The organism is Burkholderia sp. Nafp2/4-1b, assembly GCF_003635165.1.
GTDB lineage: Bacteria > Pseudomonadota > Gammaproteobacteria > Burkholderiales > Burkholderiaceae > Burkholderia.
The window spans coordinates 293,432-318,898 of sequence record NZ_ML058619.1; the positions used below are offsets into that span (position 1 = coordinate 293,432).

Consider the following 25,467-nt stretch of genomic DNA (forward strand, 5'->3'; position numbering starts at 1 on the left):
GAGAAGGGTACACACATCGGAGACGCCCGAAAGAGTACAGTTCGGCGCCGATTCGCGAGTTTCGACGAACTGTACGTCTTAGGAATGGGCGCGGCGGGCCGGCGGCCGATGGACTGGCAGCAGGCAGTCAGCGCGCGGCCGCGGAACGGTCAGCCCATGTGCACGGGCCCGCCAGGGATCAGATCGGCTGCGGCGGCCGATCCGCGTGGCCATGAAAATGGCGTCGGACGGACATTGCGGCCCGAGCCGGCGAGCGCGCGACCCCGATCAGCGCGACGATCGCGCGATAGCTGTCCACTGCCACGTGGTGTCAGGGGCGTTGACGATGAAGGGGGCGACGCGCGCGGACGCCGTTCGTTGGAGCATGGCGCTCCGGCTGGCCGCCCGAGGTGTGAAAAGTAAATGCCGGCGCTGCCGGACACGAGCGGCGAACCGGTGACCACCGCCGGTGCGCTGGGTGGCATGGCCCGTCTCACGACGAACCCCTTGCTGTGGCCGACCGCCGAGATCGTCGAGGAGAACCCGACGCGAACGTCGAACGTCAGATCGACCCGAACAGTGCGCGCGGCCGGTCCTTCAGCGTGCCGGCCAGGATGCGCAGCCCGTTCACGAGTTCGTCGCGCGTCGCGGGACACGCCAAGTTGATGCGCACGCCGTGCTCGAGTTCCGCGCGATCCACTGCGAACGTCGACGACGGCATCACGATCACGCCGCGCGCTTTCGCGTTCGCGGCGAAGTCGTCGGCGCGCCACGGTGGCGGCAGCCGCAGCCACACGAACATGCACGCGGGATCGGCCTTCAACTGACCGGCCGGCAGGAGTTCCCGCGCAAGATCGACGCGCGCTCGAATCTCCGACAACTGCGCGTTCATGATCCGCTCGGCGGTGCCGTTCTCGATCCATACCGTCGCGATCAGCATCGACGTCGGCGCGGGCATCCATGCGGTGGTGCGCACCGCTTCCGCGCACAGCGCGACGCTGTCGCGCGGGCAGCTCAGGTAGCCGAGGCGCAGCCCGGGCGCGAGGATCTTCGACGTCGCGCCGATATGGAACGTGAGCTCGGGACACAAGCCCGCGATCGCCGGCAGCCGGTCGCGCACGAGCGGCCCGTACACATCGTCCTCGATGATCGTCACGTGGTGGCGACGCGCGACGTCGACGAGCGCCATGCGGCGCGCGAGACTCATCGTCGTCACGGTCGGGTTCTGCAGGTTCGGCACGACGAAGATGGCCTTGACGGGCATGCGCTGACAGATCCGTTCGATCTCGTCGGGCAGCAGGCCGTCGTCGTCGGCCGGCGCGCTGACGATCTCGAACTGGAACACCGGCGCGAGCGCCTTCAGCCCGTAATACGTGAGCCGGTCGGCAACGATCACGCCGTCGGTGCCGATCAGGCTGTTCAGCACCGCGTAAAGCCCGTGCTGCGCGCCGCTCGTCACGACCACCTGGTCGAGCGACGGCGTGAAGCCGGGCGCGGCGAGCCACTGCGCACCGGCCGCGCGCGCCCAGTCGGGACCCTGCGGCGGCTGGTATTCCTGCAGCGACGCGAAGCGCGGATCGGCCGGCAGCGTGCCGAACGTCTGCGCGAGACTCGCGAGAAACTCGCCGGTCGCAGGCCGGTTCACCGTCAGGTCGATCACGCCGTTGCCGGCCGCGAGTGACGCACGGGCGGGCTCGATGCTCGGCATCGCGCCGCCGGTGACGAGCGACCCGCGCCGCTTGCTGCCTATCACGAGGCCGCGCAGCTGCAGCTCCTTGTAGGCACGCGACACGGTCGACACGTTGATGCCGAGCTCCGTCGCGAGCTGGCGCTGCGGCGGCAGACGACTGCCCGGCGGGTACATGCCGTTGCGGATTTCCGCCTCGATCGAGCTCGATACCTCGACATAGGTCGGCCGCTTCGCCTGCGCTGGCGCACCGCTATCGCGCTCGCCGGAAAGTTTGTCTGCTGCCATGTATCGCCTGTGCCCACACAAAAATCGTTTGTCTGCCGGTTTGGCCTGCCCGGCGATTGTATCCGACATCCCCTTCCGGTCAAACCTCTGCCGAAAAGTCTACCGAATCAGCCGACTGGAAGCGGGTAAACGCTAGCGCCACACAATTGTTTTTTGATTGCACACAAAAAATTACTGTGTGATTCTTAATCCCATCTTTGTGTGAATCCGGTCTGCCGGAGGAGAACGGTCATGGCGAACATCGCCATCGTGGGTGCAGGCTTCATCGGGCTCGGCGCAGCGGCATGGCTGCAGCGCGACGGGCATCGCATCACGCTGTTCGATCCGGCCGGCGTCGGCCGCGGTGCGTCGTTCGGCAACGCCGCGACGTTCGCGCCGTATGGCTGCGTACCGGTCAACGGCCCGTCCGTGTTCCGCGACATGCCGCACTTCCTGTTCGCCGCCGACAGCCCGCTTCGCATCCGCTGGCCGTACCTGCTGCGCGGCGCGCCGTGGCTCGCGCGGTTCCTTGCCGCGTCGACACCGGCGCGGCACGTACGCAGCGCGGGCGCGCTCGCCGCGCTGCTGTCACGCGCCGCCGACGGCTATGCGCCGCTGCTCGCGACCGCACGACTCGCGGCATTCGTACGGCCGCGCGAATGCCTGTACCTGTACGCACGGCAGGCGTCATTCGACGCCGCGCAGCCGTCGCTAGCGCTGCGGCGCCGGCTCGGCGTGCCGTTCGACACGCTCGACGCCGACGCAATCCGCCGGCTCGAACCCGCTCTCGCGCCGATCTTTACGCGCGGCGTGCTGTTCCACGGAAGCTGGCATTTCTCCGACCCGTGCGGTTTTCTCGGCGAACTGTTCGCGCATCTGGCATCCGGCGGCGCGACGCTCGAGCGCACGCAGGTCGAACGGATCGAGCCCGCCGGCGACGGCGTGAACCTGCATGCGGGTGGCGCGGTGCGCACCTTCGATCAGGTGGTGATCGCCGCCGGCGCTCGCTCGCGCGCATTCGCCGCCGCGTGCGGCGACACCGTGCCGCTCGATACCGAACGCGGCTACCACGTGCAATTCGCCGCGCTCGAGGAGAGCGTCACGCGGCCGGTCGGCTGGGCCGAACGCGGTTTCTACATGACGCCGCTCGACGAAGGATTGCGCGCGGCCGGCACCGTCGAGCTCGGCGGCTTCGATGCGGGCATGAACCGCTCGCTGATCGCACTGCTCACGCGTTCCGCACGCGAGGCGCTGCCGTCGCTCGGCACGCCGACGCGCAGCTGGCTCGGCTTTCGGCCCACGCTGCCGGACGGCGTTCCCGTGATCGGCCGCGCACGGCACAGCGAGCGCGTGATTCACGCTTTCGGTCACCAGCATCTGGGCGTCACGCTCGCCGGCATCACCGGGCGGCTCGTCGCCGATCTCGTCGCGCAGCGCTCGCCGCCGCTCGACCTCGCACCCTACCGGGCCGCGCGCTTCTGACGTGCGCGGCATCGTTCATCCCTGCAAGGAGGCATCATGAATCGTCGTAACTGGCTGGCATGGCTGGCCGTCTGCTCGATCGGCACGGCCGCGGCGTCCGCGCAGGCGGCCGACCCGGAAACCATCAAGATCGGCTTCGCCGGCCCGCTGACGGGGCCGGTCGCGCGCGTCGGCAAGGACCTGCAATACGGCGCGCAGCTCGCGCTCGACGAGGAGAACGCCAAGCATCCGACCATCGGCGGCAAGCCCGTGCGCTTCGTGCTCGACGTGCAGGACGACCAGGCCGATCCGCGTATCGCGATCCAGGTCGCGCAGAAGCTCGTCGACGACGGCGTGGTCGGCGTGATCGGTCACTACAATTCGGGCTGCAGCATTCCCGCGTCGGCGGTCTACAAGCAGGCGAACGTCGCGATGATCACGCCCGGCTCGACCAATCCGCAACTGACGATGCAGGGCTTCAAGAACGTGTTCCGCACGATGGGACACGACGGCGTCGGCGGCGTGGTCGCCGGACGCTTCGCGGTCGAGCAGCTGAAGGCGAAGCGGATCGGCATCATCGACGACCGCACCGCATTCGGCCAGGGCCTCGCGGACGCATTCGAGAAAGGCGTGAAGGACGCGCACGGCAGCATCGTCGGCCGCGAATACACGAACGACAAGGCGGTCGATTTCCGCGGCATCCTGACGACGATGAAGAGCAACAACGTCGACCTGCTGTTCTTCGGCGGCCTCGACGAACAGGGCGCGATGCTCGTCAAGCAGATGCGCTCGCTCGGCATCCGCGCGCAACTGTTCGGCGCGGGCGCGCTGAAAAGCAATGCGTTCCTGAAGATCGCCGGCAACGCGGGCGAAGGCACGCAGGATCTCGAGCCGGGGCCGGCCCTCGACAAGCTGCCGTCCGCCGTCGCGTTCGCGCAGCGCTACAAGGCCCGCTTCAACCAGGACGTCGAGCTGTATGCGCCGTTCGCGTACGACGCGGCGCTCGCGATGATCGGGGCGATCCGCAAGGCCGATTCGGTCGATCGCGGCAAGGTCGTCGCGAGCCTGCCGGGCGTGTCGGTCACGGGCGTGACCGGGAAGATCTCGTTCGACGAGCGCGGCGACCTGATCAAGCCGCCCTACACGCTGTTCCGCGTCGAACAGGGACAGTGGCACAGCATTCGCACGGTCGGCGGCGCGTCGAACTGATCGACGCCGGGGGGCAGGCGGCCGGCGGCGTTATCGCGCCGTCTGCTGCCGCTGCACCTCCTGCGCTTTCATCTGCAAATACGCGCCCCGCTCCACTTCGTGCAACTGCCGCGAATACTGCTCGGTCGCATCGAACCAGCGCGCGAGGCGCTGGTCGATGGGCTTGTCGAGCGTCGCGAGATACGTGTCGATCGCAAGGTAGTAGCGCATCGTGTTGCGCTCCAGCAATCCGCGCACGCCACCGACGTATTGCGGCTGCGCGGTCGATGCACCGCTCTCCACCGTGAACCCGACCTTGTCGCTGCCGGCCGTCGCGAGGTAGGTCTTCATCGCCATCCGGCCGACCGTGCCGAAGCCATACGAATACGTGAGGTGCAGGAACGTGCGCGACGCGCCGACCGGCACGGCCTCCAGCGCGATCCGGTAGTCCTTCGTGCCCATCGGGCCGCTATCGGCGGTCAGATCGACCTGGAAGTAGTCGGGCGTCGCGGCGGCCACGCGATAGCGGAACTGCACGCGATAGGTATCCGTCAGCTTCTGTTCGATCTTGCGGCCGAGATTCACGTCGAGCACCGGGCCGTCGCTGCCGGTCGACGCATGACAGTATTTCGTGTTCAGGTGCAGGATCAGCACCGCGCACCAGTTCGCGGGGCCTTGCGCCGGATCGTTGAGCTTGCCGTTCACGACGGCAAACGGATAGTCGACGACCGCGTAGATATCGCCCTTCAGCGACGACGAGGCCTCGGCCGATTCGAGGTACAGCGGGCGGTGGAACGGGTTGTTCTTCAGCTGCTCGCCGAGGCTGTGATAGCGGTCGAGCAGCGCCGCGGCGCCGTCCGCGCCGAACGCCAGTGCGCTCCAGCCCACGCAACACGCCGCAATGAGCGTGCGCCATGCGCGGCGGGCACGTTGCCGTGCTCGCGGGGGTGCGGATGTCTCCATTCGTATTCTCCAACGGGGTGCGCGGCAGTGGCGGGCCCGTGCCGTTACCGGATAAACCGTCTGACCGCCATCAGTACGCGTCGTTCCGTTCGATTCGTACGCAACCGTTCGTGCGTCCCTTCGAACGACCCTTTGTGCGTCCCTATTTATCCGCCGCAAACGCACTCGACATCTGCCGCGCCCGCTTCACATCGTCCCCGTGCAGATAGATCGACGTCGTCGAGATCGACGCGTGCCGCAGGTTGTCGCGCACCGTCGTCAGCTCCGCGCCGCGTGCTAACGCATGCGTCGCATGCGTGTGACGCATCCAGTGCGGGCTCGCCTGCCGCAGCTTCTGCGCGAGCGCGGGGTTGTCGTCGTCCACGAGCGCGGCCGTCTGCGCGAAGAAGCGCTGCATCACCTTCCACAGCCGCACGCTCGTGATCCCGGCCGCGCCGTCTTCCGCGAGACTCGGAATCAGCGGCGTGTCCGGCCGCCAGCGCACCGGCGTCACCGGCAGCCGCCGCGCGACCAGATACCGGTCGAGCGCCGTGCGCGCGAGCGGCGGCAGCGCGACGCGTGCGGCCTTGCTGCCTTTGCCGATCACCTTCAGCCATGTGTCGCCGTGCGCATCCGTGTCGATGTCGCCGAGGGTCGCGCCGACCAGCTCGCTCGCGCGCAATCCGGTCGCGTAGCCGAAATCGAGAATGAAGCGCAACCGTTGCGCGGCGGCCGGCGTCCAGCCGGATTGCGGCGCACGGGGCGCCTTCTCCTTGCGAAACTCGAGCCCGTCCGCGATCGTGCGCACGAGCAGCCATTCGCCTTCGGTGAATGCATGCGACGTGTCGAGCGCATTCGCGCCGCGCGTGTCGCGCACCTTGACGCCCGCGAACGGATTCGCGAGCAGATAGCGCTGCTCGATCAGCCAGCGGAACAGCGCGCCGAGCACCGACAACGTATACGCGGCCGAGCGCGCGGATAGTCCGCCCGAAAACGGCCGCCAGTCCGGCGCGCCGCGCGGCCGTACGGGGCCGACCCAGCGTTCGTGCGGCGACGGGTTGCGCAGGAACGCGCGATACGCGACCGCATCCTCGGTCGTCAGCGACGACAGCGCGCGCCCGCGTTCGACGATCGCCCACAGGATCAGCCGCTCGGCTTCCTTCCGGTACGCGCGGCGCGTCGCGGCCGATTCGTGCAGCGACAGCCATGCATGCACGGCCGCGTAATCGTTGTCCGCATCGAGCGTGCTGGTCGCGCGCGGCGCGCGGAACGTGCCGGCCGAGCCGTCGACCTCGTGCGGCAGCTTCAACTGCTCCCACGGCACGATGCCGCTGCGCGGCGTCGCGGCGATCAGCGCACGCGCGCGCTCGGTGAGGTCCGGATGCGCGGAGAAGAATGCCTCGACATGCCGCGCGCTCGCGATGCCGAGCCCCGCGATCGCGCGCCACCACTGACGCCGGCGCGGAATCCGCACGGTCAGTTCGGCGAGCGTCGCGATCCCGTGCGCACGTAGCGCGACGACCGCTCGCGCCGGCAGCCACAGGCCGACGTCGTCGCCGATCTGCGGCACCGGCGGGCGTGCGTGGCGCAGCACGCCGATCGCATCGGTCGCCGCTTTCGCGATCCGCAGGCGTTCACTGTCGGGATGACCGAGCTGCTCCGCGAGATCGGGGCGCCCGCCCTGCCGCGCGACGCGCACGAGGCGGCGGCGAATCGCGCCGAGCACGCCGCGCGCCGAGCGCCCGTCGCCGAGGCGATCGGGCAGGTAGCGTTCGACGGCCTGGCGCACGGTCATGCCTGCGTACCACGCACGCAGCGCGGCGAGTTCATCTGCATCGGGAAAGCCCGCGAGCGCGGGCGCGGAATCGGAGGAAGGCGGTAAGGCGAGGCGCGGAGTCATGGGCGCCAGTTTGACAGAACTGCGGACGCTCGAAAACGCCTCGCGCGATGCCGGGCGCACCGGCATCGCGCGGCAGCGATCAGCCGGCGACGGGCGTGCGCCGCGCCTCGGACAGGTAGATGAGAATCAGCGACACGCGCCCGATCCCGTACAGGAACATGAAGCAGGTCGTGCGCACGCGCAGCAGGTCGAGCAGCATGCGCGACTCATGTACGCGATGTACGCAATGTGCGCGGTGCCGAACGACGCGGCGACGCGGCCGGAGACGGCGCGCTCGCGCACTACACCGCGAATGCGCCGGGCACGGCGAGCCGAGGAAAACGGAGCAACCGGATCGCCGCGCGTCACCCCTCGCCCTTCGGCCCCGGGTTGAGCATCACGACGAACCCGGCCACGCCGAGAATCAATGCGAGCGCGCCGCCGCGCAGCGCGATCGTTTCGTCGAACAGCAGCCCGGTGACGACGGCCATCATCCCCGCAAGCGACACGAACACGGCGATCGCCGCGACGACGATTCGGTACTGGCGACGTATCATCTCGCCCGCCGCGTCAGGCTGCCGCGGCGGCGGGCACGTTGGCGTCGTCGCCGCGAATCAGCAGCACCGGGCACGTCGCGCCGCGCACGAAGCGTTCGGCGACGCTGCCGAGCAGCACGCGCTGGATCCCGCGCCGCCCGTGCGTGCCGACCACCGCGAGATCGATTCCGCGCTCCTTCACGTAACGCTGCAGCCGTTCCGCGATGTCCTCGCCGATGCTCTCCGTCTCGACGAGTTCGGCCTCGCCTTTCGCGCCGGCCAGCGCGATCACCTGTTCGGCTGCGCGCAGCACCTTGCGGCCGTCATCGCGGATTTCCTCGATGAGCGCGTGCGGGTCGAAGCGGCCCGCGTACGTGAACAGCACCGACTTGTCGACCACATACACGACGCTGACGTGCGTGTCGCCCGCCAGCGCCACCTTCACGGCCTCGGCAAGCGCCTGTTGCGACGAAGCGCTGCCGTCGACGGCCACCATGATCTTCTTGTACATGCGAACCTCGCTGGGGTGAGTTGCCGCGCGGTAGCGCGCGGCCATGTCCCCATCATCGGCCGACGGCGGGTTCGGAGCTTGACGGCGATCAAGCGTTGCCGGAAACCGGGCGTGCGGCAAAGCGCCGCGCGAGGCAATCGCGGTATCGCACCTGCCGCGTCGCGCCGTTACGAGCGGCCGGGCCGCCGAAGGCGCTATCATCAGAGATGCGACTTTCGTCCGGCCCTTTTTTGCCGGCTCACTTTCAACTCGCTCAACCGACATGACAACGACTACCGAACGCGTGGACGGCGCCGCCCAGCATCTCGTCGCCGCCCGCCATGCCGGCGTGCCCGGCCCGCTGCTGCCCGACGCCTTCCGCCCCGAGAACGTCGACACCGCGCTCGCGATCCAGCATCGCGTCGCCGACTTGCTCGGCGAGACCATCGGCGGATGGAAATGCGCGCTGCCGCCGCCCGACCGCGTGATCGTCGCGCCGATCTTCGCGTCGACGATCCGCGAAGCCGATGCGCCGTACCGCGTCGTCGGCGGCCCGATCGTGCGAATCGAGCCGGAAATCGCGTTCGTGCTCGATCGCGACCTGCCGGCCCGCGCGCAGCCGTACGACGAGAACGACGTGCGCGGCGCGATTCGCGAAGTGCGCATCGTGCTCGAGGTGCTCGGTTGCCGCTATGCGGAGCCCGCGCGCGCGTCGAAGTTCGAACTGCTCGCCGACGGGCAGTTCAACCAGGGGCTGTGCGTGGGCCCCGTCGTGCCCGACGGATTGAACGTGCCGCTCGAAACGCTCGCGCTGTCGTTCGAAGGCGCGCTGAATCGCACGATCGACGGCCGTCATCCGGACGGCGATCCGCTCAAGCCGCTCGTGTGGCTGGTGAATTTCCTCGCATCGCGCGGCGAAGGCGCGCGCGCCGGCCAGATCGTGACGACCGGCTCGTATGCGGGCGCGATCGACGTACCGCTCGGCGACGCGCTGACGGTGCGCTTCGGCGAACTCGGCAGTCTTTCGGTGACGCTGACGGCCTGACGGTCACGGGTGGGGGCGGCGCGGCGCGCTACGCCCGCGCCTCCACCTCGGCCAGCCGCGCCGGCAGCCGACTCAGGAGCGCGGCGACGGCCGCGCGCACCTTCGGCGGCAGGCGCTGCAGCCTTCGGGCACTGCGTGATACCGTTGCACCTAGCCCGTCACGCACGTGAACCGCGTCCATTCCCGCCACACGCCATGCCGCCGACACCGTTGCCCGCCCTGCTGGACGAAGTCCTGCGCACCGTCGATCGCCGCTACCGGCTGCCGCCGCTCGGGCGCGCGGCGTTGCTGACCGACGGCGCGAACCCGGCCACCGTCATCGCGATCGTGATCGAGGAAGCGCGCCGGATGCAGGCGGCCGGCCGCACGCCCGACCCGGCTTTGCAACGCCGCTTCATCGACGCACTCGCGCGGATGATCGGCGATGCGATCGACGCACGATCCGGCGATCCGGCGTTCCAGGCCGCGGTGCTTCGACACGGCGCGGCGGCCGTGCGCGAATACGCATCACTCGCCGCGCATGCCGAGCAGGATCGGCGCACGCTGCGCTCGGCCGTCAACACGATCGCGCATCCGGAGCGGCGCGAACGCCATGCGCAGGCCTGGCAACGCGAGCCGCTCGCGCGGCTGCATGCGGCCGCGGCCGGCGCGTCGTGGGGCGAGCTCGATGCGACGCTGCAGCACCTGCTCGCGCAGCCGGAGATGACGACCGACAGCGCGTTCGAACAGGACATCGTCAGACTGAAGGACAGCCCGGCGCTCGCCCGGCTGCAGCGTCTCGACGCCCTGGCGCCGAACCCGGACGTGCGGCGGTACCGCGCGCTCTGGGAACGCCAGGGTCCGCTCGAAGGCAGCGCGCTCGCCGTCGCGCAGGGCGTCACGTCGCAGCAGCGCGGCGCGGCCGTCGAAGCGCTGGCCGCGCAGGCGCTCGACGCATTGGCCGCGCAACTCGACGCGCGCGACGCGCACCGCACGTATCGCGTGGTCACGTCGATGCGCGTGCCGTCATCGATACCCGGCAAGCACGATCGCGCGAAAACCGAATGGGATGCGGTGCTGCTCGAGCGCGCACGCGGCGACGACCCGTCGGCCGCGTGGCACGTCCGGTTTCTGGTCGAGGCGAAAGCCTCCGCGGATGCCGCGACGACCGATCTGCCGCGCCTGCTGCGCGGCCTGAGCCTGCTGGCGCAAGCGGATCCGGACACCGTCTACACGTTCGACGCGCGCGAAGGCGCGGTGCGCCTGCACGGTGCGTCGTTGCACGCGCTGGCGACCGACGACGCGGCATTGCAACGCGAAGTGCTGTACTGCTGCGATGCATCGGCCGACCCGACACCGCGCCTGCTGGGCGCCGCGAGCCGCATGCAGTTGCTGTCGGCGCCGGCCAGCCTCGAGTACGCGAGCGCGCTGGCACAGCGCATCGACGCCGATCCGCAACGCCTCGCGGTTGTCTGGCAGGCGCTGCTGGAACTGCCGTCATGGCGCGCGGTGCTGTATCAGTACGAATCGCTGCGGCAGGTGCGGGCGCTGATGGTGGGCGTCGACGATCTGCTTGCCGCGATCGAGGGCGATGTGGGCGACAGCGCGGCAAACGATGCGTGACGTGCACGCGAGGACCGGCCGGCTTCCACGTCGCATCACCGCGCGCCGGCCGCTCAGTTGTTGAGCACCCCGAACGGCAGCGTCCAGCCTGTCAGCCGCGCGCCGTCGCCCCATCGATTCTCGCCATCCGCGCCGACAGGCAGCAGAATCGGCGCGGCCGCGCAGGCCAGCGTTTCCTTCGGCGTATGACCGAACTCGGCCTTGAACAGCCGATGGAAGTATTTCTCGTCCGGAAAGCCGTGCGCCCATGCGATCTCCGCGATGCGCTGATGCCGGCGCCGCGGATCGCCGAGCACGTGGTACGCATGACGCAGCCGCCTGCGCGTGATTTGCCGCATCACGCCGCCCTCTTCCTTGAACAGCTGATAGAGCCGCGCCCGCGACACGCCGATGTCCCTGCAGATCCGCTCCGGCGACAGGTCGGGCTCCAGCAGGTGCGCGTCGAGGTAGCGCCGCACGCGTTCGACCAGCGTATTGTCGATCGGGCCGCGCGCATCGTCGAACGCCTGGGCACTCGGCGCGACCGCTGCAGCCAGAAGCAGCAGCAGCGATTGCACGATGCTCGGCACCTCGTGCGTGCGCAGGTCCGGAAGATGGCGAAACAACGACAGCATCTGGTCGCCGAGCAGCCGCCCGACCCCGCTCGCGAGCGTCTGCCCATGCGCGTTCGCCGCATGGGCCGGCAGCAGGTGACGCGGCACCACGAGACTGATCACGTCGCCGGCCTCGACCCGGCAGTCGTTGACCTGCGCGACGTCGTACACGAACAGGTCGCCCGCGCGCTTGACCAGTTCCGGCCCGCCGGTGCGACACGTCAGATGCCCGCCCAGCAGCAGCGTGAAGCGGATCGAATCCTGGCCGTCGAGCCGGATCCGCCGTGTCGTCCGGTGCACCGAGTAGGTCGGCGCGCGCGAGCGCCAGCGCCGGCCCGAGAAGATCAGCGGGCCGAGCGCCGCGCCGGTCGCCTCCGCGTCGAACGCGCCGTGGCCGCCGGGATCGTCGAGCCGGTAGTCGCACAGCATGTCCTTGACCCACACGTGGAATCGGTCCCGCACCGGATAGTCGGTGGTGCGAAACTTGAAGACGGGGATGGCATCCGCTTGGTCCATGACAGTTTCTTGTTCGAGCCGACGGGAAGGGAGGAATCGGTTCGTCGATTATCGGATCAAATCGCGGCGGCGCACAGCGGGTTCGTCGGATCGCCCGCCGCGCCGTCGAGCGACGTGCGGCGGGCAGCGCCCGCATCAGCGGCGCGGGTGGCATTCCCAGTCGTTGTACGTCGGCCGGTCGATCGGCGTGAGGCCGGGAATCATGAACACGGTGCAGGTGAACCGCCGCCCCTTGCCGGTGGTCGCGTCGTAACTCACCTGCTGGCCGCCGAGCCCGTTCTTCTTCCCGTACTGCACGTTGGCGATCGTGATTTCGTCCGACGACGCAAGGCCGATCGTCTTCGCGGTCGACGTCTGCACGTCCGTCATGTTCATCTGCGTCGTGCCGCAGCCGGCCAGCACGACGCCGGCGAACGACAGGCCGAGCGCGGTCCGCACCGTGAATGGCAGGGTCTTCTTCATCGCTTTTCCTTCGGTTGTCCGCGCCGCGCGATTACGCGCCCGGGGTATAGAAACTGGACTGCAGCTGGCTGCCGATACTCGGCACGTACGATTGCCAGACGAGCGCCATCGAGCCCGTCGCGTTGACGGCCAGCACCGGCCACGATGCGCTCTGTGCAGCCACGGTCGACGCGCTCCACGCACCGTTCCGGTAGCTGGCCGCGATGACGGCCGACGCGCCCGGCAAGCCCGTGTCCTGCCATGCAGCCGTCGCATTGCCCGCCGCGTCGATCACCAGTTGCGGGTACTGCGCGGCCGCCCCGTTCAGGTGCTCCGTCAGCCGTTGCAGCGGCCCCCAGTTGCCGCTCGCATCGGCCACGCTCGCCTGCAGCACCGCACCGCCCTCCGCCCACATCACGGCCGCGATGCCGTTGTCGTTGACGGTCAGCATCGGCGCCGCGATGAAGCCGGTCGGCTCGGTGATCGCCGGCGCCACCGGCACGGCCGCCTGCCACCCGGTTCCGGCGACGAAGCGTTGCGCCATCGTGGTCGTCGTGAGCTTCCCGCCGGTCACGTCGAGCTCGCCCCACACCAGCGTGATGTTGCCCTTCGCGTCCATGCCGGCGACCGGCGAGATGATGGTCGTGAACAGGCTCGTGTCCGATACGGCCTGGTTGACGTCGGTCCAGCCGTTGGTCGCGTCGTACGTGGCCGTCCACAGCGCCGACTGCGTGTGGTTGGTCTGCCGCCACGCGAGCACCGCGCGGCCCGACGACAGGACCGACAGCCTCGGCCCCACGTTGTCGGTGTCGCCAGTGACCGCGCCCGGCCCCGTCTGCACCGGCATCTGGACGAGCGCCGTCGGCGACCACTGCCCCGCCTGCGTATAGCGCGTCCATGCAATGCGCGTGTCGAGCAGGCTGATCGACTGCGTCCATGCGACGAGCGCGTTGCCCTGGCCGTCGATCCCGGCCGTATAGGACGAGCCGCTCATGTCCGGCGCGAGTTCGGACGCCGTGCCCCATCCGGTAGCGGGGCTGTACGGACGCGCCCACAGTGCATACGTGTTGGGGCCCGGCATCCATTCGGTCCAGAACGCGACCGCCTGCCCGCTCGCGTTGCCGACCAGTTGCGGCGTCACGCCGGTCAGTCCGTTCATCGAGTGCGACCCGTCGCCCGTGTCGAGCCGTGTCGCGCTTTGCCAGCCGGAGCCCGCGACATAGCGCGCGCCCCACATTTCGTTGCCGGTTGCGCCGGTCGGGCCGTAGGTCATCCAGGTGGCGAGCGCATTGCCGCTCGCGTCGATCGTCACGCTGGGATCGCCTTCCGGTCCCTTGCCGTCGACCGCGACGGCCGCCGACCAGCCGGCCGGCGTCTGCGTCGGGCCGCCACCCGTCGGGCCGCCGCTCGAGCCGCCGCCGGGCGACGACGGACCGGAAGGCGATCCGGGATTGGTCGGCGTCGACTGCGACGGGCTCTTGGTCGTGACGTCGCCGCCGCCGCAGGCTGTCAGCGCGAGAACGGCCGACATGACGATCCATGTAATGGGTTTCATCGGAATCCTCTTGTTTTCGTGGTCCGGCATGCTCTCGTCTGCCGTTCGCCGAAACGACGCATGATGTCGATCGGCCATTTAGTTAGTAAAACTATTCAACAGGCATGGAAACCGGCGCCGTTTCAAGCCCCGTCAGGATCGATCTCGCCGTGCGGATCGACGCGAACACCGCCTTCCCCAGCCCCCGGTCGGACGACGCAGACGACGGCATGTCGTCTATCGTCGGATGTCCGTCACTGCCGGCTGCATCTTAATTCACGCATGCCGGATTCAAGGTGGCGTTGCGTCTACAGTGAGTGGACTTCCATTTCGCCGCGCCGGCGCTCGGCGCGACGGGCCATCCTGCGCGCGACAGCCGCCCCGGCGGCACGTGAGGTACGATACGCGCCGGGCCGACACGCCCCTGAGAGACCCGGCCCCCGCGGCCCTACCCAGCACAAGAAAAAATGCCGAAGAACCCGACGCACCATCGCAACCTGTTCGCCGCGCTGGCGGCCAGCCTGCTTTGCCTCCCCGCCGCCCACGCCAGCTCGGACGACAGCTGCAACGTGCCGCCTACGCTCCGGCAGCGTACGTACTCGTGCGGCAACGTGCCGATGCTGAGCCCCGCCAACGACACGCGGGTCAACGCGATGCTGATGATGGTCGACAGCAGCAAGGTCGCGCAGCTGTTTCCGGACCCGAAGACCATCCCGGCGAAAGAGCGGATCAACCAGATCATCGTGCCGTTTCCGATGGACTTTTCCGGATGGATCGATATCGGCCAGAAGGCCCCGGACAAGACCGCCGGTGCACTGGATGGCGATGCGTCGTCGAACCGGTACGCCGACGGCGAAGGCAGCATCTGCCGCAGCATGGACGCCGGCGCGGACGCGTTCAACGACGCGCTGGGCAGTGCCGGCGGCCTTCCCGCCGACGAAGCCGCGCGCCTGCGCGCGGCGCGCACCGACATCGCGCAGAAGACCTGTGCCGCGGGCGGCGCACGCGCCGCATGGACCAGGCCGCCGGTCAAGTCGCCGCTCGGCCAGCAGTTCGCCGCGTATCTCGACGGCACGAACGCCTTCTACCGCGCGGACTTCCTCGCCGCGACCCAGGCGTTCGCGAGCGCATCGCACAGCCCGAACCCGTGGCTGAAGGAAACCGGCCTCTACATGGCCGGGCGTGCGCAACTGAACGCCGCGCAGGCCAACGCATTCGAGAACGACAACCCGACGCCGTCGCGCGCGCGTGTGACGAAGGTGTCGCTCGATGCCGCGAACACCGTGTTTCGCACCTACCTGAAGGTGTATCCGCAGGGACGCTATGCGGTTTCCGCAACGGGGCTGTTGCGGCGTGTCGCGTGGCTCGGCGGGAACGTCACGCAGCAGGCCGACCTCTACGGTCACGCGCTCGCGCGCTGGTCGCCGGCGACGTCGAACGTGCCGCTGATGCAACTGGCGAACGAACTCGACAGCAAGCTGCTGTTCGGATCGGAACTTGACGCAAGCCAGATCCAGTCGCCGACCGTGCTCGCGACCGTCGACCTGCTGCGCATGCGTACGTCGGACAGCACCGATTCGAGCCGCGGCAAGCCGCTGACGCTGGACGATCTGCAGGCGCAGAAGCCGCGCTTCGCGAACGCGCCCGCGCTGTACGACTACCTGCTCGCGACCTGGTACGTGCAGATCGGGCACCAGCCGGATGCCGCGCTCGCGTTGCTGCCGCAGACACCCGCCGCGCCGCTCGATTACTTCGGCCTGAGCCAGCAGGCACTGCGCGCGTTCGCGCTGGAGGACAGCGGCCAGGGCGACCATGCCCGCCAGCTGTGGCGCGACCTGATCCCGCTCGCGAAATTGCGCTTCCAGCGCGAAGCGCTCGAGCTCGCGCTGGCGATCAACCTGGAGCAGGCCGGGCGCGTCGACGACGTGTTCGCCGACGATTCGCCCGTGCAGAACGCCGCGATCCGGGCCGTGCTGCTGCAACGCGCGGCCAATGCGGAGCTGCTGCGCACGCAGGCGCAGAACCCGGCAACCGGTGGCGCGTTGCGCGACACCGCGCTGTACACGCTGCTGTACAAGGAACTCACGCGCTCGCGCTACGCCGACTTCATCGCCGATACCGCGCTGGTGTCCGGCACGCCCGCCGATCCGTTGAAACCGTTCATCGCGTCCGGCGCCCGGAATGGAGATGGCTATGCGTGCCCGTCCGCGCGCGACATCGCCGCGGCGCTGCAGCAGAATCCCGGCGATGCGAAAGGGCTGAACTGCCTCGCCGATTTCGTGCGCCTTCATCCGCCCGCGGCCGGTGTCGAAGGCGACCCGGTACCGCCGTGGATGCGCAACGCGTCGGCGGCGGCCGCTACGCGCGTGCCGCCGACGCTCGGCGGCGCGTCGTCGCAGTTCGCGGGCAAGCCGTACGAGCGGATGTCGAGCTACGTGACCGTGATCGGCGATGCGCAGGCAACCCCGAACGACCGCGCGTACGCGCTGTACCGCGCGATCAAATGCTATGAGCCGTCCGGCTATAGCGAATGCGGCGGCAAGGACGTGCCGAAGAACATCCGCAAGCGCTGGTTCGACACGCTGAAGACCGCCTATCCCGGCAGCCCGTGGGCGCAGAAACTGCGCTACTACTGGTGAGCGTCGCATGAAGCGCATCGCGTGTATCGCGCTGCTGCTGGCCAGCCGCGTCGCGCTGGCCGGCACCGTCGATGCCGCGCGCTACGACGCGTTCTGGCTGTGGGCCGGCGTGAAGCCGCAGCAGGTGGTCAGCGATGCGCGTACCGTCTACGTATTGCAGGGGCAGATCGAAGCGTCGCCGCGCGACGAATCGCAGGTACGCATCATCGCGCAGGGCGTCGCGCTGCCGCCCGCGCCGAACGCCCGCGTATGGCTCGTCTATCGTGCGCATACGCTGCGCTGGACGCCGCGCGTCACGCAGGTCATGCTCGCGCAGCTCGAGCGCTGGCGCGCGTCGGGCCGCACGATCACCGGTATCCAGATCGACTTCGACGCGCGCACCCGCCATCTGCAGGACTACCTTGCATTCCTGCGAACGCTGCGCGAGACGCTGCCCGCCGACTGCCGGCTCAGCATCACGGGGCTGCTGGACTGGAGCAGCCGTATCGATACCGACCAGGTCAACGCGCTCAGGGGGATTGTCGACGAAGTGGTCGTGCAGACCTACCAGGGGCGCAGCACGATCCCGGACTATGCGGCCTACCTGCCGCGCGTCGCGCGGCTGCAACTGCCGTTTCGGATCGGCGTGATCCAGGGTGGCGAGTGGAACGCGCCGCCGTACCTCGCGGCGAATCCGTGGTTCCGCGGCTACGTCGTGTTCCTGCGCAACGACTAGCGGGCGGAATCGCAACAACCGCGCCCCCACCCGCGCCACGGCGACGCAGCCCGCCGCAGCGGGCATGCGCCGCCCGGCGTTACGGCATTACGACTGAACGAACGCGAGCAGGTCGGCGTTCAGCACGTCCGCGTTGACGGTCAGCATCCCGTGCGAGTAGCCCGGATACGTCTTCAGCGTGCCGTTCTTCAGCAGCTTGATCGACTTCAGCGCCGCATCGGCGATCGGCACGATCTGGTCGTCTTCGCCGTGCAGCACGAGCGTCGGCACCGAAATCGAACGCAGGTCTTCGGTCTGATCGGTTTCCGAGAACGCCTTGATGCCCTCGTAGTGCGCCTTCGCGCTACCGATCATGCCCTGGCGCCACCAGTTCTGGATCACACCCTGATGCACCGTCGCGCCCGGACGGTTGAAGCCGTAGAACGGGCCCGACGGCACGTCGAGGAAGAACTGCGCGCGATTGTCGGCGAGCGCCTTGCGGAAGCCGTCGAACACGTCGAGCGGCAGGCCTTCCGGGTTCGCGTCCGTCTTCAGCATCAGCGGCGGCACCGCGCTGACCAGCACCGCCTTCGCGACGCGGCCGGCCGGCTCGCCGTGGCGAGCCACGTAGCGTGCGACTTCGCCGCCGCCGGTCGAGTGGCCGATGTGGACGGCATTGCGCAGGTCGAGCGCCTCGACCACCGCGAATGCGTCGGCTGCGTAGTGATCCATGTCATGGCCGTCCGAAACCTGTGACGACCGGCCGTGGCCGCGGCGGTCGTGCGCGATCACGCGATAGCCTTTCTGGACGAAGAACAGCATCTGGGCATCCCAGTCGTCGGAAGACAGCGGCCAGCCATGATGGAACATGATCGGCTGTGCATCCTTCGAGCCCCAATCCTTGTAGAAGATCTCGACGTTATCCTTCGTGGTGATGGTCGGCATGGCTGCAGGCTCCTGTTGAGGTAGGTGAACATCGCGTGCCGGCCGGCCGCCCGGACGGGCGCCGGCGACGAACCGCGACGCGGCGGCACACCGCGTCGGTCGATCCAGCACCCCACGTTGTAGCGGAAAACCGCGACGGTGTCATGAAGTTGATGAGGGGGCTTGCTCGCGGCCCGGCGCATGACCGGTTGGACACGCGTCAACCGTCCGTGGACACGGTCACCGCCTCCCATGCACCCAGCTCGTCTTCGAGCGCCGACCATTTGGCCCGCACGAGCCCGAGCGCATCGCTGCCAAGCAACAGATGTGCCGGCGGATGCTCGGCCGCAATCACCGCCAGCATCGCGTGGGCGGCCTTGGCCGGGTCGCCCGGCTGCCGGCCGCTCTTCTCCTCGCGCGCCCGGCGAATCGGATCGAAGAGCGCGTCGTAATCGGCGATCGAGCGCGGCGTGCGCGTCATCGAGCGGCCGGCCCAGTCGGTGCGGAACGAGCCCGGCGCCACCGCGGTCACCGCGATGCCGAATGGCGCGAGCTCCTTGCCGAGCGTTTCGGAAATGCCTTCCAGCGCGAACTTGCTGCCGCAGTAGTACGCGATGCCCGGCATCGTGATGTGACCGCCCATCGACGTGATGTTCAGGATGCGGCCGCGCCGGCGTTCGCGCATGAACGGCACGACGGCCTTCATCATCGCGACGGCGCCGAACACGTTCACGTCGAACTGTCGGCGCATTTCCGCCAGCGGCGACTCCTCCATGATGCCTTCGTGCCCGTAGCCCGCGTTATTCACCAGCACGTCGACGGGGCCGACGGTCGCCTCGATGTCCGCGACGACGCCGTCGATGCGATCGAAGTCGGTCACGTCGAGCACGCGCCCGATGGCCGCCTGCGCGGACAGCGCTTCGAATGCGCGCATTGCTTCTTCGCTTCTCACGGTGCCGACCACCGTATGACCCGCGGCCAGCGCTTCCCGCGCAAGCGCCCGGCCGAAGCCGCTGCTGACGCCGGTGATGAGCATGATGTTGCCGGATGCCATGTGCACTTCTCCCGAATGTCGATCGAAGGTGCATACTAGTCTGACGAACTACGCCGATTAAGCCCGATTCCGCTGATTTCCTTGCACAAAACTATGAGCGCCGTACCTTCCCCGTCACGAGCGCAGTCGCTGCCCGCGCGCCGGCGCGAACGCCTGATCGCGCTGCTGCACGCGCTGGCGCCGGACGAGGGCTACAACCTGACCGCGCTGCCGAGCGTGCGCGTGCTGCGGTCGAACCGCGCGCTGTCGCGCACGCCGGTGCTGTACGACCCGGGCATCGTGATCGTCTGCCAGGGCCGCAAGCGCGGCTACTTCGGCGGCGAATGCTATCTGTACGACGAGAATCACTATCTGGCCGTGTCGGTGCCCGTGCCGTTCAGCATGGAAACCGACGCCACGGCGGAGCACCCGCTGCTCGCACTGTATCTGCACCTCGACTTCTCGCTGGCCGCCGAACTGGCCGCGCAGATCGACAGGGCAGGCTGTGCGGAGCCCGTGCAGGCGCCGAAGAGCATGATGTCGACGCCGATGGACGACGCGATGCAGGCCACCGTGCTGCGTTTCGTCGAGGCGATGCAGCGGCCGCTCGAGGCGACGGTGCTCGGCCCCGGGCTGCTGCGCGAACTCTATTTCCGCGTGCTCACCGGCGCGCAGGGCAGCGCGATGCGCAGCGCGCTGGCGATGCGCGGCCAGTTCGGCCGGATCGGCCGCGCGTTGCGCCTGATCCACGCCGACTACGCGAAAGCGCTCGACATCGCGCGACTGGCGGCGGAAGCCGGCATGAGCGCACCGAGCTTCTACAGCCACTTCAAGGCGGTCACGCAGGTATCGCCGATGCAGTACCTGAAGTCGACGCGGCTGCATCAGGCGCGCCTGTTGATGGTGCGTCAGGACCTGACGGCCGAAGCGGCCGCGTATGCGGTCGGTTATACAAGCCCGTCGCAGTTCAGCCGGGAATTCAAGCGGCTGTTCGGGCTCACGCCCGCGCAGGAGACAAAGCGCATGCGCGCGCAGTTCGCGATTCCGGCGGCGTTCGAGGGTGCGGTGTTCGTGTCGTCGCATTGAGCGGCAAGCCGCGAGCCACCGGTGTGTCCGTCGCCGGCCCGATGCCTGCTGCCCAGACGCGTATTCGACGCAATGTGTCCGGCAGAATGGAGGATCGTGCCGACGCATCCCGATACGCGACGGATGCGATACAGGCGTGGACCAACTGCTGGTCGCCGTCAAGAACCCCGCGGCCGCACGCCGTGCCCAGCCCAATAGCGCCCTCCTCGATATCTGGCCGACCAGCAGCCTCGGTCGCAAGACCGCCTATGTGTTCGCTTTCGACAGGCATCGTCCCGATACCGTCGTGGCCCGCTATTTCTTTGCGAAGCAGGATGGCGGCATGTCGGAAGACCCGGGCACCGGGTCGGCCTGCGCGAACCTCGGCGGCTGGCTGCTTGCCGCCGGTCATACGCTACCCGCCACGTTTCGGATCGAACAGGGGGAAGCCGTCGGCCGGCCTTGCCTGCTGCGGTTGTCGGTCAGCGAGCGGGGCGCGATCAGCGTCGGCGGTCGCGTGGTGGAGCTCGGGCGCGGCGTGATCAACGTGTAGCGGGAGGTGTTCGCCGCGCCGGGCGCGGTACCCGCGTCTCGCGACACGCGGTACGCGACTACCCGCGCGACATGCGCAATCCGGGCGGCCGTCGTTTCACCGCGCGCCGACCTTCCACACCGTCACCTCGTGCAGCGTCTGCCCCGGCTTGAGCACGGTCGTCGGGAACGACGGATGATTCGGCGAATCCGGGAAATGCTCGGCTTCCAGCGCGAACGCGTCGGTCTGCCGGTAAACCGTCCCGCCCTTGCCCGCGACGCTGCCGTTCAGCCCGTTTGACGTATAGAACTGCAGCCCCGGCTGCGTCGTGTACACCTCGAGAAGCCGCCCCGACGCCGGATCGTACGCACGCGCGGCAAACGCGGGCGCCGCTTGGCCGCCCTGGTCGAGCACCCAGTTCTGGTCGTAGCCGTGCGCGCTGACGAGCTGCGCATAACCGTCGCGCAGATGTGCGCCGATCGGCGTCAACTCGCGCAAGTCCATCGGCGTGCCCGTCACGCTCGCCAGTTGCCCCGTCGGAATCGACGCGGCGTCGGTCGGCGTGAAGCGCGACGCGGCGATCTCGATCAACTGCCGCTCGATACTGCCGGCGCCCTGCCCCGCCAGGTTGAAATAGCTGTGGTTCGTGAGGTTGACCACCGTGTCCTTGTCCGTGGTCGCACGGTAGTCGATGCGGATCAGGTTGTCGCGGGTGAGCGTGTACGTCACGTCCGTCGTCAACGTGCCGGGGAAGCCGTTCTCGCCGTCCGGGCTCGTGTAGCGCAGCGTCACGCTCGCACCGTTGCCGTCCCGGTGTGTGCCGGTCACCGTCCACACCTTCGCGTCGAAACTGTCGGGGCCGCCATGCAGCGTATTCGGCGGATCGTTGACGGGCAACGTCCATGTGTTGTCGTCGAGCGTGAAGCGCCCATGTGCGATGCGGTTCGCATAGCGGCCGATCAATGCGCCGAAATGGATGTTGCCGTTGTGCGCTTCGTAGTCGCGCAGCGGATCGAAGCCGAGCACGATGTCCGCGACCTTGCCCGTGCGATCCGGTACCTCGAGTGTCGTTACGATGCCGCCGTACGTGATGACCTTCAGCGTCACGCCGCGCGCATTGGCCAGCGTGTACTGACTCACCGCTTGCCCGGCCGCGGTCGTGCCGTAATCCGCGCGGCTGATCGATACGTCGGGTGATGCAGATGCGGCACGCGCGAGCGCGCAGAACGTTGTGCATGCACACAATGCGAGCACCGGGTGCCACAGCCTGAGTCGGTTCATGGGAAGCCTCGGAAGCGGGTTCGTTCGTGGCGACGCGCAATCTGTATGCCTGCGCGATGCGCGGCGAAACGTCGAGCAAACGGCTTGGGGATATCGATGCTCGGTGCGTCGACGCGATCGCTCGATCGCTCGATCGATCGAGAGTGCGTGCGTGATCGCGCTCGCGATGCTGGAGTCCGGCGCGACGCGGCTAGGGACGCGCTCGGGGATGGCGATCGTGACCGGTCAGCACATGAACGAAGGCGCGTACTGACCCACATCGGGTCGTGCCGCGCAGCTCTCCGATTCGCTCAATGACGCGCGGCGGCCCGCCTATTGCGCCCCGCTCGCACCCGGAGTCAGCGCCGCGATGCGTTCGCGCAACCGCGGTGCGACGAAATCGAGGAACGCGCGCAGCTTCAACGGCATCGGCGCCTGCCCCTTGTGGACGAGGCTGACCGGCAGCGGCTGCGATTCGAACGCATCGAGCACCACGTCGAGCGTGCGATCGCGCAACGCCTGCGCGACCTGGTACGACAGCACGCGGATCAGCCCCACGCCAAGCACCGCCGCATCGATGGCCGCCTCGGCCGTGTTGACGGCGAAGCGCGAATGGACGGGCACCGTGAGTTCGCCCTTCTCGCCGTCGAACACCCACGCGCGCCGCGAGGCCAGCACTTCGAACGTGATGCATTGATGCCGCGCCAGATCGGCGGGCTCGGCGGGCACACCATGCGCCGCGAGGTACGCGGGACTTGCGCAGATCACGCGACGCACGCTGCCGACTCGCGTCGCCATGAAGCTGCTGTCGGGCAGTTCCCCGATCCGCAGCGCAACGTCGATCTGCTCTTCCATCAGATGCGTGACGCGATCCGTCAGCACCAGCCGCACGTCGATCGCTGGATAGTGGGCGAGAAACGCAGCCACCACCGGCACGATGTGCAGGCGTCCGAACACGATCGGCGCGGTGACGATCAGCTCGCCGCGCGGCGCCGCGTACTCGCCGGTAGCCGCGCGTTCGGTTTCCGCGATGTCGTCGAGAATGCGCCGGCAATTGGCCACATACGATTCGCCCGCCTCGGTCAACGACAGCTGCCGTGTGGTGCGATGCAACAGCCGCGTGTTCAGGTAGGACTCGAGATCCTGGATCTTGCGGCTGACGGTCGCCAGCGGAATGCCGAGCTGCCGCGCGGCGGCCGACATGCTTCCGGCATCGATCACGGCCACCAGCAGCGACATCGCCTCCAGACGGTTCATGCGTCCTCTCGAATTTCGGAAAGATGATTCCAGATTCTGCTGGATTATCTTTCTACGAGCAAGGCGATACGCTCCTTTCGACGATCACGGCAACCGCCACCTGCGATGCCCGACCGCCACGAAAGGAGTCCGCCATGAACGAATTACCCGCCGCCTCGGGCATGCCGCACACTGCGGCGGCCGTACCGCATGCCGCCGCGTCGCGCGGCAGGATCGTCGCGATGGCCGCCATCGCCGGCGCGGTGGTGACCAACATCTATTGCACGCAACCGATCCTGCCGTTAATCGCCGAAGGCATGCATGCCGCCCCGGCGACCGCCGCGCTGGTGGCCGGCGCGGCGCTGTTCGGCTTCGCGACCGGGCTGGCGCTGCTGCTGCCGCTCGGCGACCGCTACGACCGGCGGGCCCTGGTGCTGGGCCAGATCGCGCTCGCCTTCGCGTTCGCGGTCGCCGCGGCGCTGGCGCCGGGTGTCTGGACACTGATCGGTGCCGCGTTCGCGCTCGGTGTGGTGAGTTGCGTCCCGCAGCAGCTGGTGCCGTTCGCGGCCGTGATGTCGACGCCCGACGAACGTGGCCGCAATGTCGGCACGGTCGTCACCGGCATCATGGTCGGCATCCTGCTCGGCCGCGCGGTCAGCGGCCTGATCGCCGCGCACTACGGCTGGCGCGCGGTGTATGGCGTCGAGGCCGCCGCGATGGTGCCGGTCGGCATCGCCGCCGCCGCACTGCTGCCGCGTGGCGTGCCGAGCACCACGCTGTCCTATGGCCGGCTGCTCGTGTCGCTGTGGACGCTGGCGCGCACGCATCGCCCGATCCGCGAATCGATGATCGTGCAGGCGCTGTTGTGGGCCGCGTTCAATGCGTTCTGGGTCAATCTCGCGACGCTGCTCGCCGACGGCCCCTGGCGCCTCGGCAGCGCGTGGGCCGGCGGATTCGGCCTCATCGGCGCGGCGGGCGCACTGGCTGCCACGATCGGCGGCCGGGCGTCGGACCGGATCGGCACGCGGCGCGTGATCGGTCTGGGCATCGCGATCGTCATGCTCGCGTACCTGATCCTGATCGGCGCCGGCAGCTCACTCACATTGCTCGTGGTCGGCGTGGTCGTACTCGACATCGGCGTGCAGGCCGGCCTGGTCGCGAACCAGACGCGCGCGTTCGCCGCCGATCCGAAAGCACAGGGCCGCATCAACAGCCTCTACATGACCGCCACGTTCATCGGCGGCGCGCTCGGCGCAACCGTCAGCGGCGCGCTGATGGCCCGCTTCGGCTGGCACGGCGTGGTCGCATTCGGCATCGCGGCCGCCGTCGCCGCCGCCGTCGTGCACCGTTGCGTCGGGCGGCGCTGAGACCGCGCGCAATGATCGATCTCGATCGCGCCCACAAGGCGCTCGCGCATCCGTTCCGGCGCGACGTGCTGCGCTGGCTGAAGTCGCCGGAGACCTTTCCCGATGCAGCGCGCCTCCACTCGTGTCACGGTGCACCGCTGTCGTCGATCGTGGCGCGCAGCGGGCTGTCCCAATCGACCGTGTCGGCCCATATCGCGCTGCTGCGCGATGCCGGCCTGATCGTCGCGACACCCGTCGGCCAGTGGATCTTCGTTGCGCGCGACGACGCTGCCATCGCCACGTTCGTCGCCCGGGTCGCCAGCGAGCTGTGACGCGGTCGACGGCGCCCCGTCGCGGGGCGGGCCGCGGCACGCGCCTTCGTGAAACGGGCGTCGCGCGCTCATCGGATACGTACGCCGACGGCTGCTCCGTCGGCTTTTTAACGACCCACCCTCTCATTTTTAGAGAACATGATTCCCGATAAAGCGCAATTATCGGCAAATCATGAAGGATGTATCGTGCTTTCACGACGGCAGCAGTGTGACGGCGACACGCCGGCACCCCGCCATCCGCATCGA

The 25,467-nt window shown here is 68.7% G+C and carries 22 protein-coding genes and 1 pseudogene; 11 read left to right on the forward strand and 12 right to left on the reverse strand.

The features are described 5' to 3' along the window. Positions 1–541: 541 nt before the first annotated feature. Positions 542–1,954, reverse strand: coding sequence for a PLP-dependent aminotransferase family protein (locus C7H84_RS28000; RefSeq protein WP_121861813.1), 1,413 nt, complete (start codon positions 1,952–1,954; stop codon positions 542–544). Positions 1,955–2,185: 231 nt separating this feature from the next. Between C7H84_RS28000 and C7H84_RS28005 the strand changes: the two genes are divergently transcribed. Together C7H84_RS28005 and C7H84_RS28010 are read left to right on the forward strand one after the other, a co-directional pair. After that, positions 2,186–3,415: an FAD-dependent oxidoreductase gene (locus tag C7H84_RS28005; RefSeq protein WP_121861814.1), complete on the forward strand. Its 1,230-nt coding sequence runs from the start codon at positions 2,186–2,188 to the stop codon at positions 3,413–3,415. Positions 3,416–3,451: 36 nt separating this feature from the next. Then, the gene (locus C7H84_RS28010; RefSeq protein WP_121861815.1) at positions 3,452–4,603 is read left to right on the forward strand and encodes a branched-chain amino acid ABC transporter substrate-binding protein; all 1,152 of its coding nucleotides are present in this window, start codon (positions 3,452–3,454) and stop codon (positions 4,601–4,603) included. Positions 4,604–4,633: 30 nt separating this feature from the next. Here C7H84_RS28010 and C7H84_RS28015 read toward each other — a convergent pair whose 3' ends face one another. The 4 genes from C7H84_RS28015 to C7H84_RS28030 form a co-directional block, all read right to left on the reverse strand. Next, complete coding sequence (locus C7H84_RS28015) at positions 4,634–5,545, reverse strand: hypothetical protein (protein ID WP_121861816.1); 912 nt, start codon at positions 5,543–5,545, stop codon at positions 4,634–4,636. Between the two features lie 142 nt (positions 5,546–5,687). Then, the gene (locus C7H84_RS28020) at positions 5,688–7,424 is read right to left on the reverse strand and encodes a site-specific integrase (RefSeq protein WP_121861858.1); all 1,737 of its coding nucleotides are present in this window, start codon (positions 7,422–7,424) and stop codon (positions 5,688–5,690) included. A gap of 344 nt (positions 7,425–7,768) precedes the next feature. Further along, positions 7,769–7,960 (reverse strand): DUF2964 family protein, encoded by a 192-nt coding sequence (locus tag C7H84_RS28025; RefSeq protein ID WP_121861817.1) that lies wholly within the window; start codon positions 7,958–7,960, stop codon positions 7,769–7,771. Positions 7,961–7,973: 13 nt separating this feature from the next. After that, complete coding sequence (locus C7H84_RS28030) at positions 7,974–8,450, reverse strand: universal stress protein (RefSeq protein ID WP_121861818.1); 477 nt, start codon at positions 8,448–8,450, stop codon at positions 7,974–7,976. 262 nt (positions 8,451–8,712) lie between these two features. Between C7H84_RS28030 and C7H84_RS28035 the strand changes: the two genes are divergently transcribed. Continuing rightward, entirely contained in the window at positions 8,713–9,474 is a 762-nt protein-coding gene (locus tag C7H84_RS28035) for a fumarylacetoacetate hydrolase family protein (RefSeq protein WP_121861819.1), read from the forward strand. Between the two features lie 195 nt (positions 9,475–9,669). Continuing rightward, on the forward strand, positions 9,670–11,076 hold the full coding sequence (locus C7H84_RS28040; protein ID WP_121861820.1) for a 3-deoxy-D-arabino-heptulosonate 7-phosphate synthase: 1,407 nt from the start codon (positions 9,670–9,672) through the stop codon (positions 11,074–11,076). A gap of 53 nt (positions 11,077–11,129) precedes the next feature. Here C7H84_RS28040 and C7H84_RS28045 read toward each other — a convergent pair whose 3' ends face one another. The 3 genes from C7H84_RS28045 to C7H84_RS28055 form a co-directional block, all read right to left on the reverse strand. Then, positions 11,130–12,185: an AraC family transcriptional regulator gene (locus tag C7H84_RS28045; protein ID WP_121861821.1), complete on the reverse strand. Its 1,056-nt coding sequence runs from the start codon at positions 12,183–12,185 to the stop codon at positions 11,130–11,132. Between the two features lie 135 nt (positions 12,186–12,320). Further along, positions 12,321–12,647, reverse strand: coding sequence for a hypothetical protein (locus C7H84_RS28050; RefSeq protein ID WP_121861822.1), 327 nt, complete (start codon positions 12,645–12,647; stop codon positions 12,321–12,323). 31 nt (positions 12,648–12,678) lie between these two features. Continuing rightward, on the reverse strand, positions 12,679–14,181 hold the full coding sequence (locus tag C7H84_RS28055; protein WP_121861859.1) for a hypothetical protein: 1,503 nt from the start codon (positions 14,179–14,181) through the stop codon (positions 12,679–12,681). Between the two features lie 446 nt (positions 14,182–14,627). On the opposite strand from C7H84_RS28055, the gene C7H84_RS28060 reads away from it, so the two are divergent. Both C7H84_RS28060 and C7H84_RS28065 read left to right on the forward strand, forming a co-directional pair. After that, on the forward strand, positions 14,628–16,799 hold the full coding sequence (locus tag C7H84_RS28060) for a hypothetical protein (protein ID WP_121861823.1): 2,172 nt from the start codon (positions 14,628–14,630) through the stop codon (positions 16,797–16,799). 7 nt (positions 16,800–16,806) lie between these two features. Then, on the forward strand, positions 16,807–17,514 hold the full coding sequence (locus C7H84_RS28065) for a DUF3142 domain-containing protein (RefSeq protein ID WP_121861824.1): 708 nt from the start codon (positions 16,807–16,809) through the stop codon (positions 17,512–17,514). 87 nt (positions 17,515–17,601) lie between these two features. Here the strand turns inward: C7H84_RS28065 and C7H84_RS28070 are convergent, their stop codons facing one another. Beyond that, complete coding sequence (locus C7H84_RS28070) at positions 17,602–18,438, reverse strand: alpha/beta hydrolase (protein ID WP_121861825.1); 837 nt, start codon at positions 18,436–18,438, stop codon at positions 17,602–17,604. 199 nt (positions 18,439–18,637) lie between these two features. Further along, positions 18,638–19,471, reverse strand: a complete 834-nt coding sequence (locus tag C7H84_RS28075; RefSeq protein ID WP_121861826.1) for an oxidoreductase — start codon at positions 19,469–19,471, stop codon at positions 18,638–18,640. 93 nt (positions 19,472–19,564) lie between these two features. On the opposite strand from C7H84_RS28075, the gene C7H84_RS28080 reads away from it, so the two are divergent. Together C7H84_RS28080 and C7H84_RS28085 are read left to right on the forward strand one after the other, a co-directional pair. Further along, the gene (locus tag C7H84_RS28080; protein ID WP_121861827.1) at positions 19,565–20,536 is read left to right on the forward strand and encodes an AraC family transcriptional regulator; all 972 of its coding nucleotides are present in this window, start codon (positions 19,565–19,567) and stop codon (positions 20,534–20,536) included. A gap of 127 nt (positions 20,537–20,663) precedes the next feature. Beyond that, positions 20,664–21,068: pseudogene (locus tag C7H84_RS28085) on the forward strand (PhzF family phenazine biosynthesis protein); the annotation flags it as partial. Between the two features lie 96 nt (positions 21,069–21,164). On the opposite strand, the gene C7H84_RS28090 reads toward C7H84_RS28085, so the two are convergent. Then, positions 21,165–22,328: an aldose epimerase family protein gene (locus C7H84_RS28090; protein WP_121861828.1), complete on the reverse strand. Its 1,164-nt coding sequence runs from the start codon at positions 22,326–22,328 to the stop codon at positions 21,165–21,167. Between the two features lie 103 nt (positions 22,329–22,431). On the opposite strand from C7H84_RS28090, the gene C7H84_RS37235 reads away from it, so the two are divergent. Continuing rightward, positions 22,432–22,581 (forward strand): hypothetical protein, encoded by a 150-nt coding sequence (locus C7H84_RS37235; RefSeq protein ID WP_240462114.1) that lies wholly within the window; start codon positions 22,432–22,434, stop codon positions 22,579–22,581. A gap of 59 nt (positions 22,582–22,640) precedes the next feature. Here the strand turns inward: C7H84_RS37235 and C7H84_RS28100 are convergent, their stop codons facing one another. Then, on the reverse strand, positions 22,641–23,564 hold the full coding sequence (locus C7H84_RS28100) for a LysR family transcriptional regulator (protein ID WP_121861829.1): 924 nt from the start codon (positions 23,562–23,564) through the stop codon (positions 22,641–22,643). A gap of 134 nt (positions 23,565–23,698) precedes the next feature. On the opposite strand from C7H84_RS28100, the gene C7H84_RS28105 reads away from it, so the two are divergent. Both C7H84_RS28105 and C7H84_RS28110 read left to right on the forward strand, forming a co-directional pair. Next, positions 23,699–24,910, forward strand: a complete 1,212-nt coding sequence (locus tag C7H84_RS28105) for an MFS transporter (RefSeq protein WP_205611467.1) — start codon at positions 23,699–23,701, stop codon at positions 24,908–24,910. 11 nt (positions 24,911–24,921) lie between these two features. Continuing rightward, complete coding sequence (locus C7H84_RS28110; RefSeq protein WP_121861830.1) at positions 24,922–25,221, forward strand: helix-turn-helix domain-containing protein; 300 nt, start codon at positions 24,922–24,924, stop codon at positions 25,219–25,221. Positions 25,222–25,467: the final 246 nt, after the last annotated feature.

Bases quoted from the DNA above. Each gene is read 5' to 3' on its own strand.
- C7H84_RS28015 (WP_121861816.1), bottom strand. From the start codon at position 5,545: ATGGAGACATCCGCACCCCCGCGAGCACGGCAACGTGCCCGCCGCGCA.
- C7H84_RS28070 (WP_121861825.1), bottom strand. From the start codon at position 18,438: ATGCCGACCATCACCACGAAGGATAACGTCGAGATCTTCTACAAGGAT.
- C7H84_RS28000 (WP_121861813.1), bottom strand. From the start codon at position 1,954: ATGGCAGCAGACAAACTTTCCGGCGAGCGCGATAGCGGTGCGCCAGCG.
- C7H84_RS28060 (WP_121861823.1), top strand. From the start codon at position 14,628: ATGCCGAAGAACCCGACGCACCATCGCAACCTGTTCGCCGCGCTGGCG.
- C7H84_RS28105 (WP_205611467.1), top strand. From the start codon at position 23,699: ATGAACGAATTACCCGCCGCCTCGGGCATGCCGCACACTGCGGCGGCC.
- C7H84_RS28065 (WP_121861824.1), top strand. From the start codon at position 16,807: ATGAAGCGCATCGCGTGTATCGCGCTGCTGCTGGCCAGCCGCGTCGCG.
- C7H84_RS28035 (WP_121861819.1), top strand. From the start codon at position 8,713: ATGACAACGACTACCGAACGCGTGGACGGCGCCGCCCAGCATCTCGTC.
- C7H84_RS28050 (WP_121861822.1), bottom strand. From the start codon at position 12,647: ATGAAGAAGACCCTGCCATTCACGGTGCGGACCGCGCTCGGCCTGTCG.
- C7H84_RS28110 (WP_121861830.1), top strand. From the start codon at position 24,922: ATGATCGATCTCGATCGCGCCCACAAGGCGCTCGCGCATCCGTTCCGG.
- C7H84_RS28080 (WP_121861827.1), top strand. From the start codon at position 19,565: ATGAGCGCCGTACCTTCCCCGTCACGAGCGCAGTCGCTGCCCGCGCGC.
- C7H84_RS28055 (WP_121861859.1), bottom strand. From the start codon at position 14,181: ATGAAACCCATTACATGGATCGTCATGTCGGCCGTTCTCGCGCTGACA.
- C7H84_RS28005 (WP_121861814.1), top strand. From the start codon at position 2,186: ATGGCGAACATCGCCATCGTGGGTGCAGGCTTCATCGGGCTCGGCGCA.
- C7H84_RS28030 (WP_121861818.1), bottom strand. From the start codon at position 8,450: ATGTACAAGAAGATCATGGTGGCCGTCGACGGCAGCGCTTCGTCGCAA.
- C7H84_RS28045 (WP_121861821.1), bottom strand. From the start codon at position 12,185: ATGGACCAAGCGGATGCCATCCCCGTCTTCAAGTTTCGCACCACCGAC.
- C7H84_RS28010 (WP_121861815.1), top strand. From the start codon at position 3,452: ATGAATCGTCGTAACTGGCTGGCATGGCTGGCCGTCTGCTCGATCGGC.
- C7H84_RS28040 (WP_121861820.1), top strand. From the start codon at position 9,670: ATGCCGCCGACACCGTTGCCCGCCCTGCTGGACGAAGTCCTGCGCACC.
- C7H84_RS28075 (WP_121861826.1), bottom strand. From the start codon at position 19,471: ATGGCATCCGGCAACATCATGCTCATCACCGGCGTCAGCAGCGGCTTC.
- C7H84_RS28020 (WP_121861858.1), bottom strand. From the start codon at position 7,424: ATGACTCCGCGCCTCGCCTTACCGCCTTCCTCCGATTCCGCGCCCGCG.
- C7H84_RS28100 (WP_121861829.1), bottom strand. From the start codon at position 23,564: ATGAACCGTCTGGAGGCGATGTCGCTGCTGGTGGCCGTGATCGATGCC.
- C7H84_RS28090 (WP_121861828.1), bottom strand. From the start codon at position 22,328: ATGAACCGACTCAGGCTGTGGCACCCGGTGCTCGCATTGTGTGCATGC.
- C7H84_RS28025 (WP_121861817.1), bottom strand. From the start codon at position 7,960: ATGATACGTCGCCAGTACCGAATCGTCGTCGCGGCGATCGCCGTGTTC.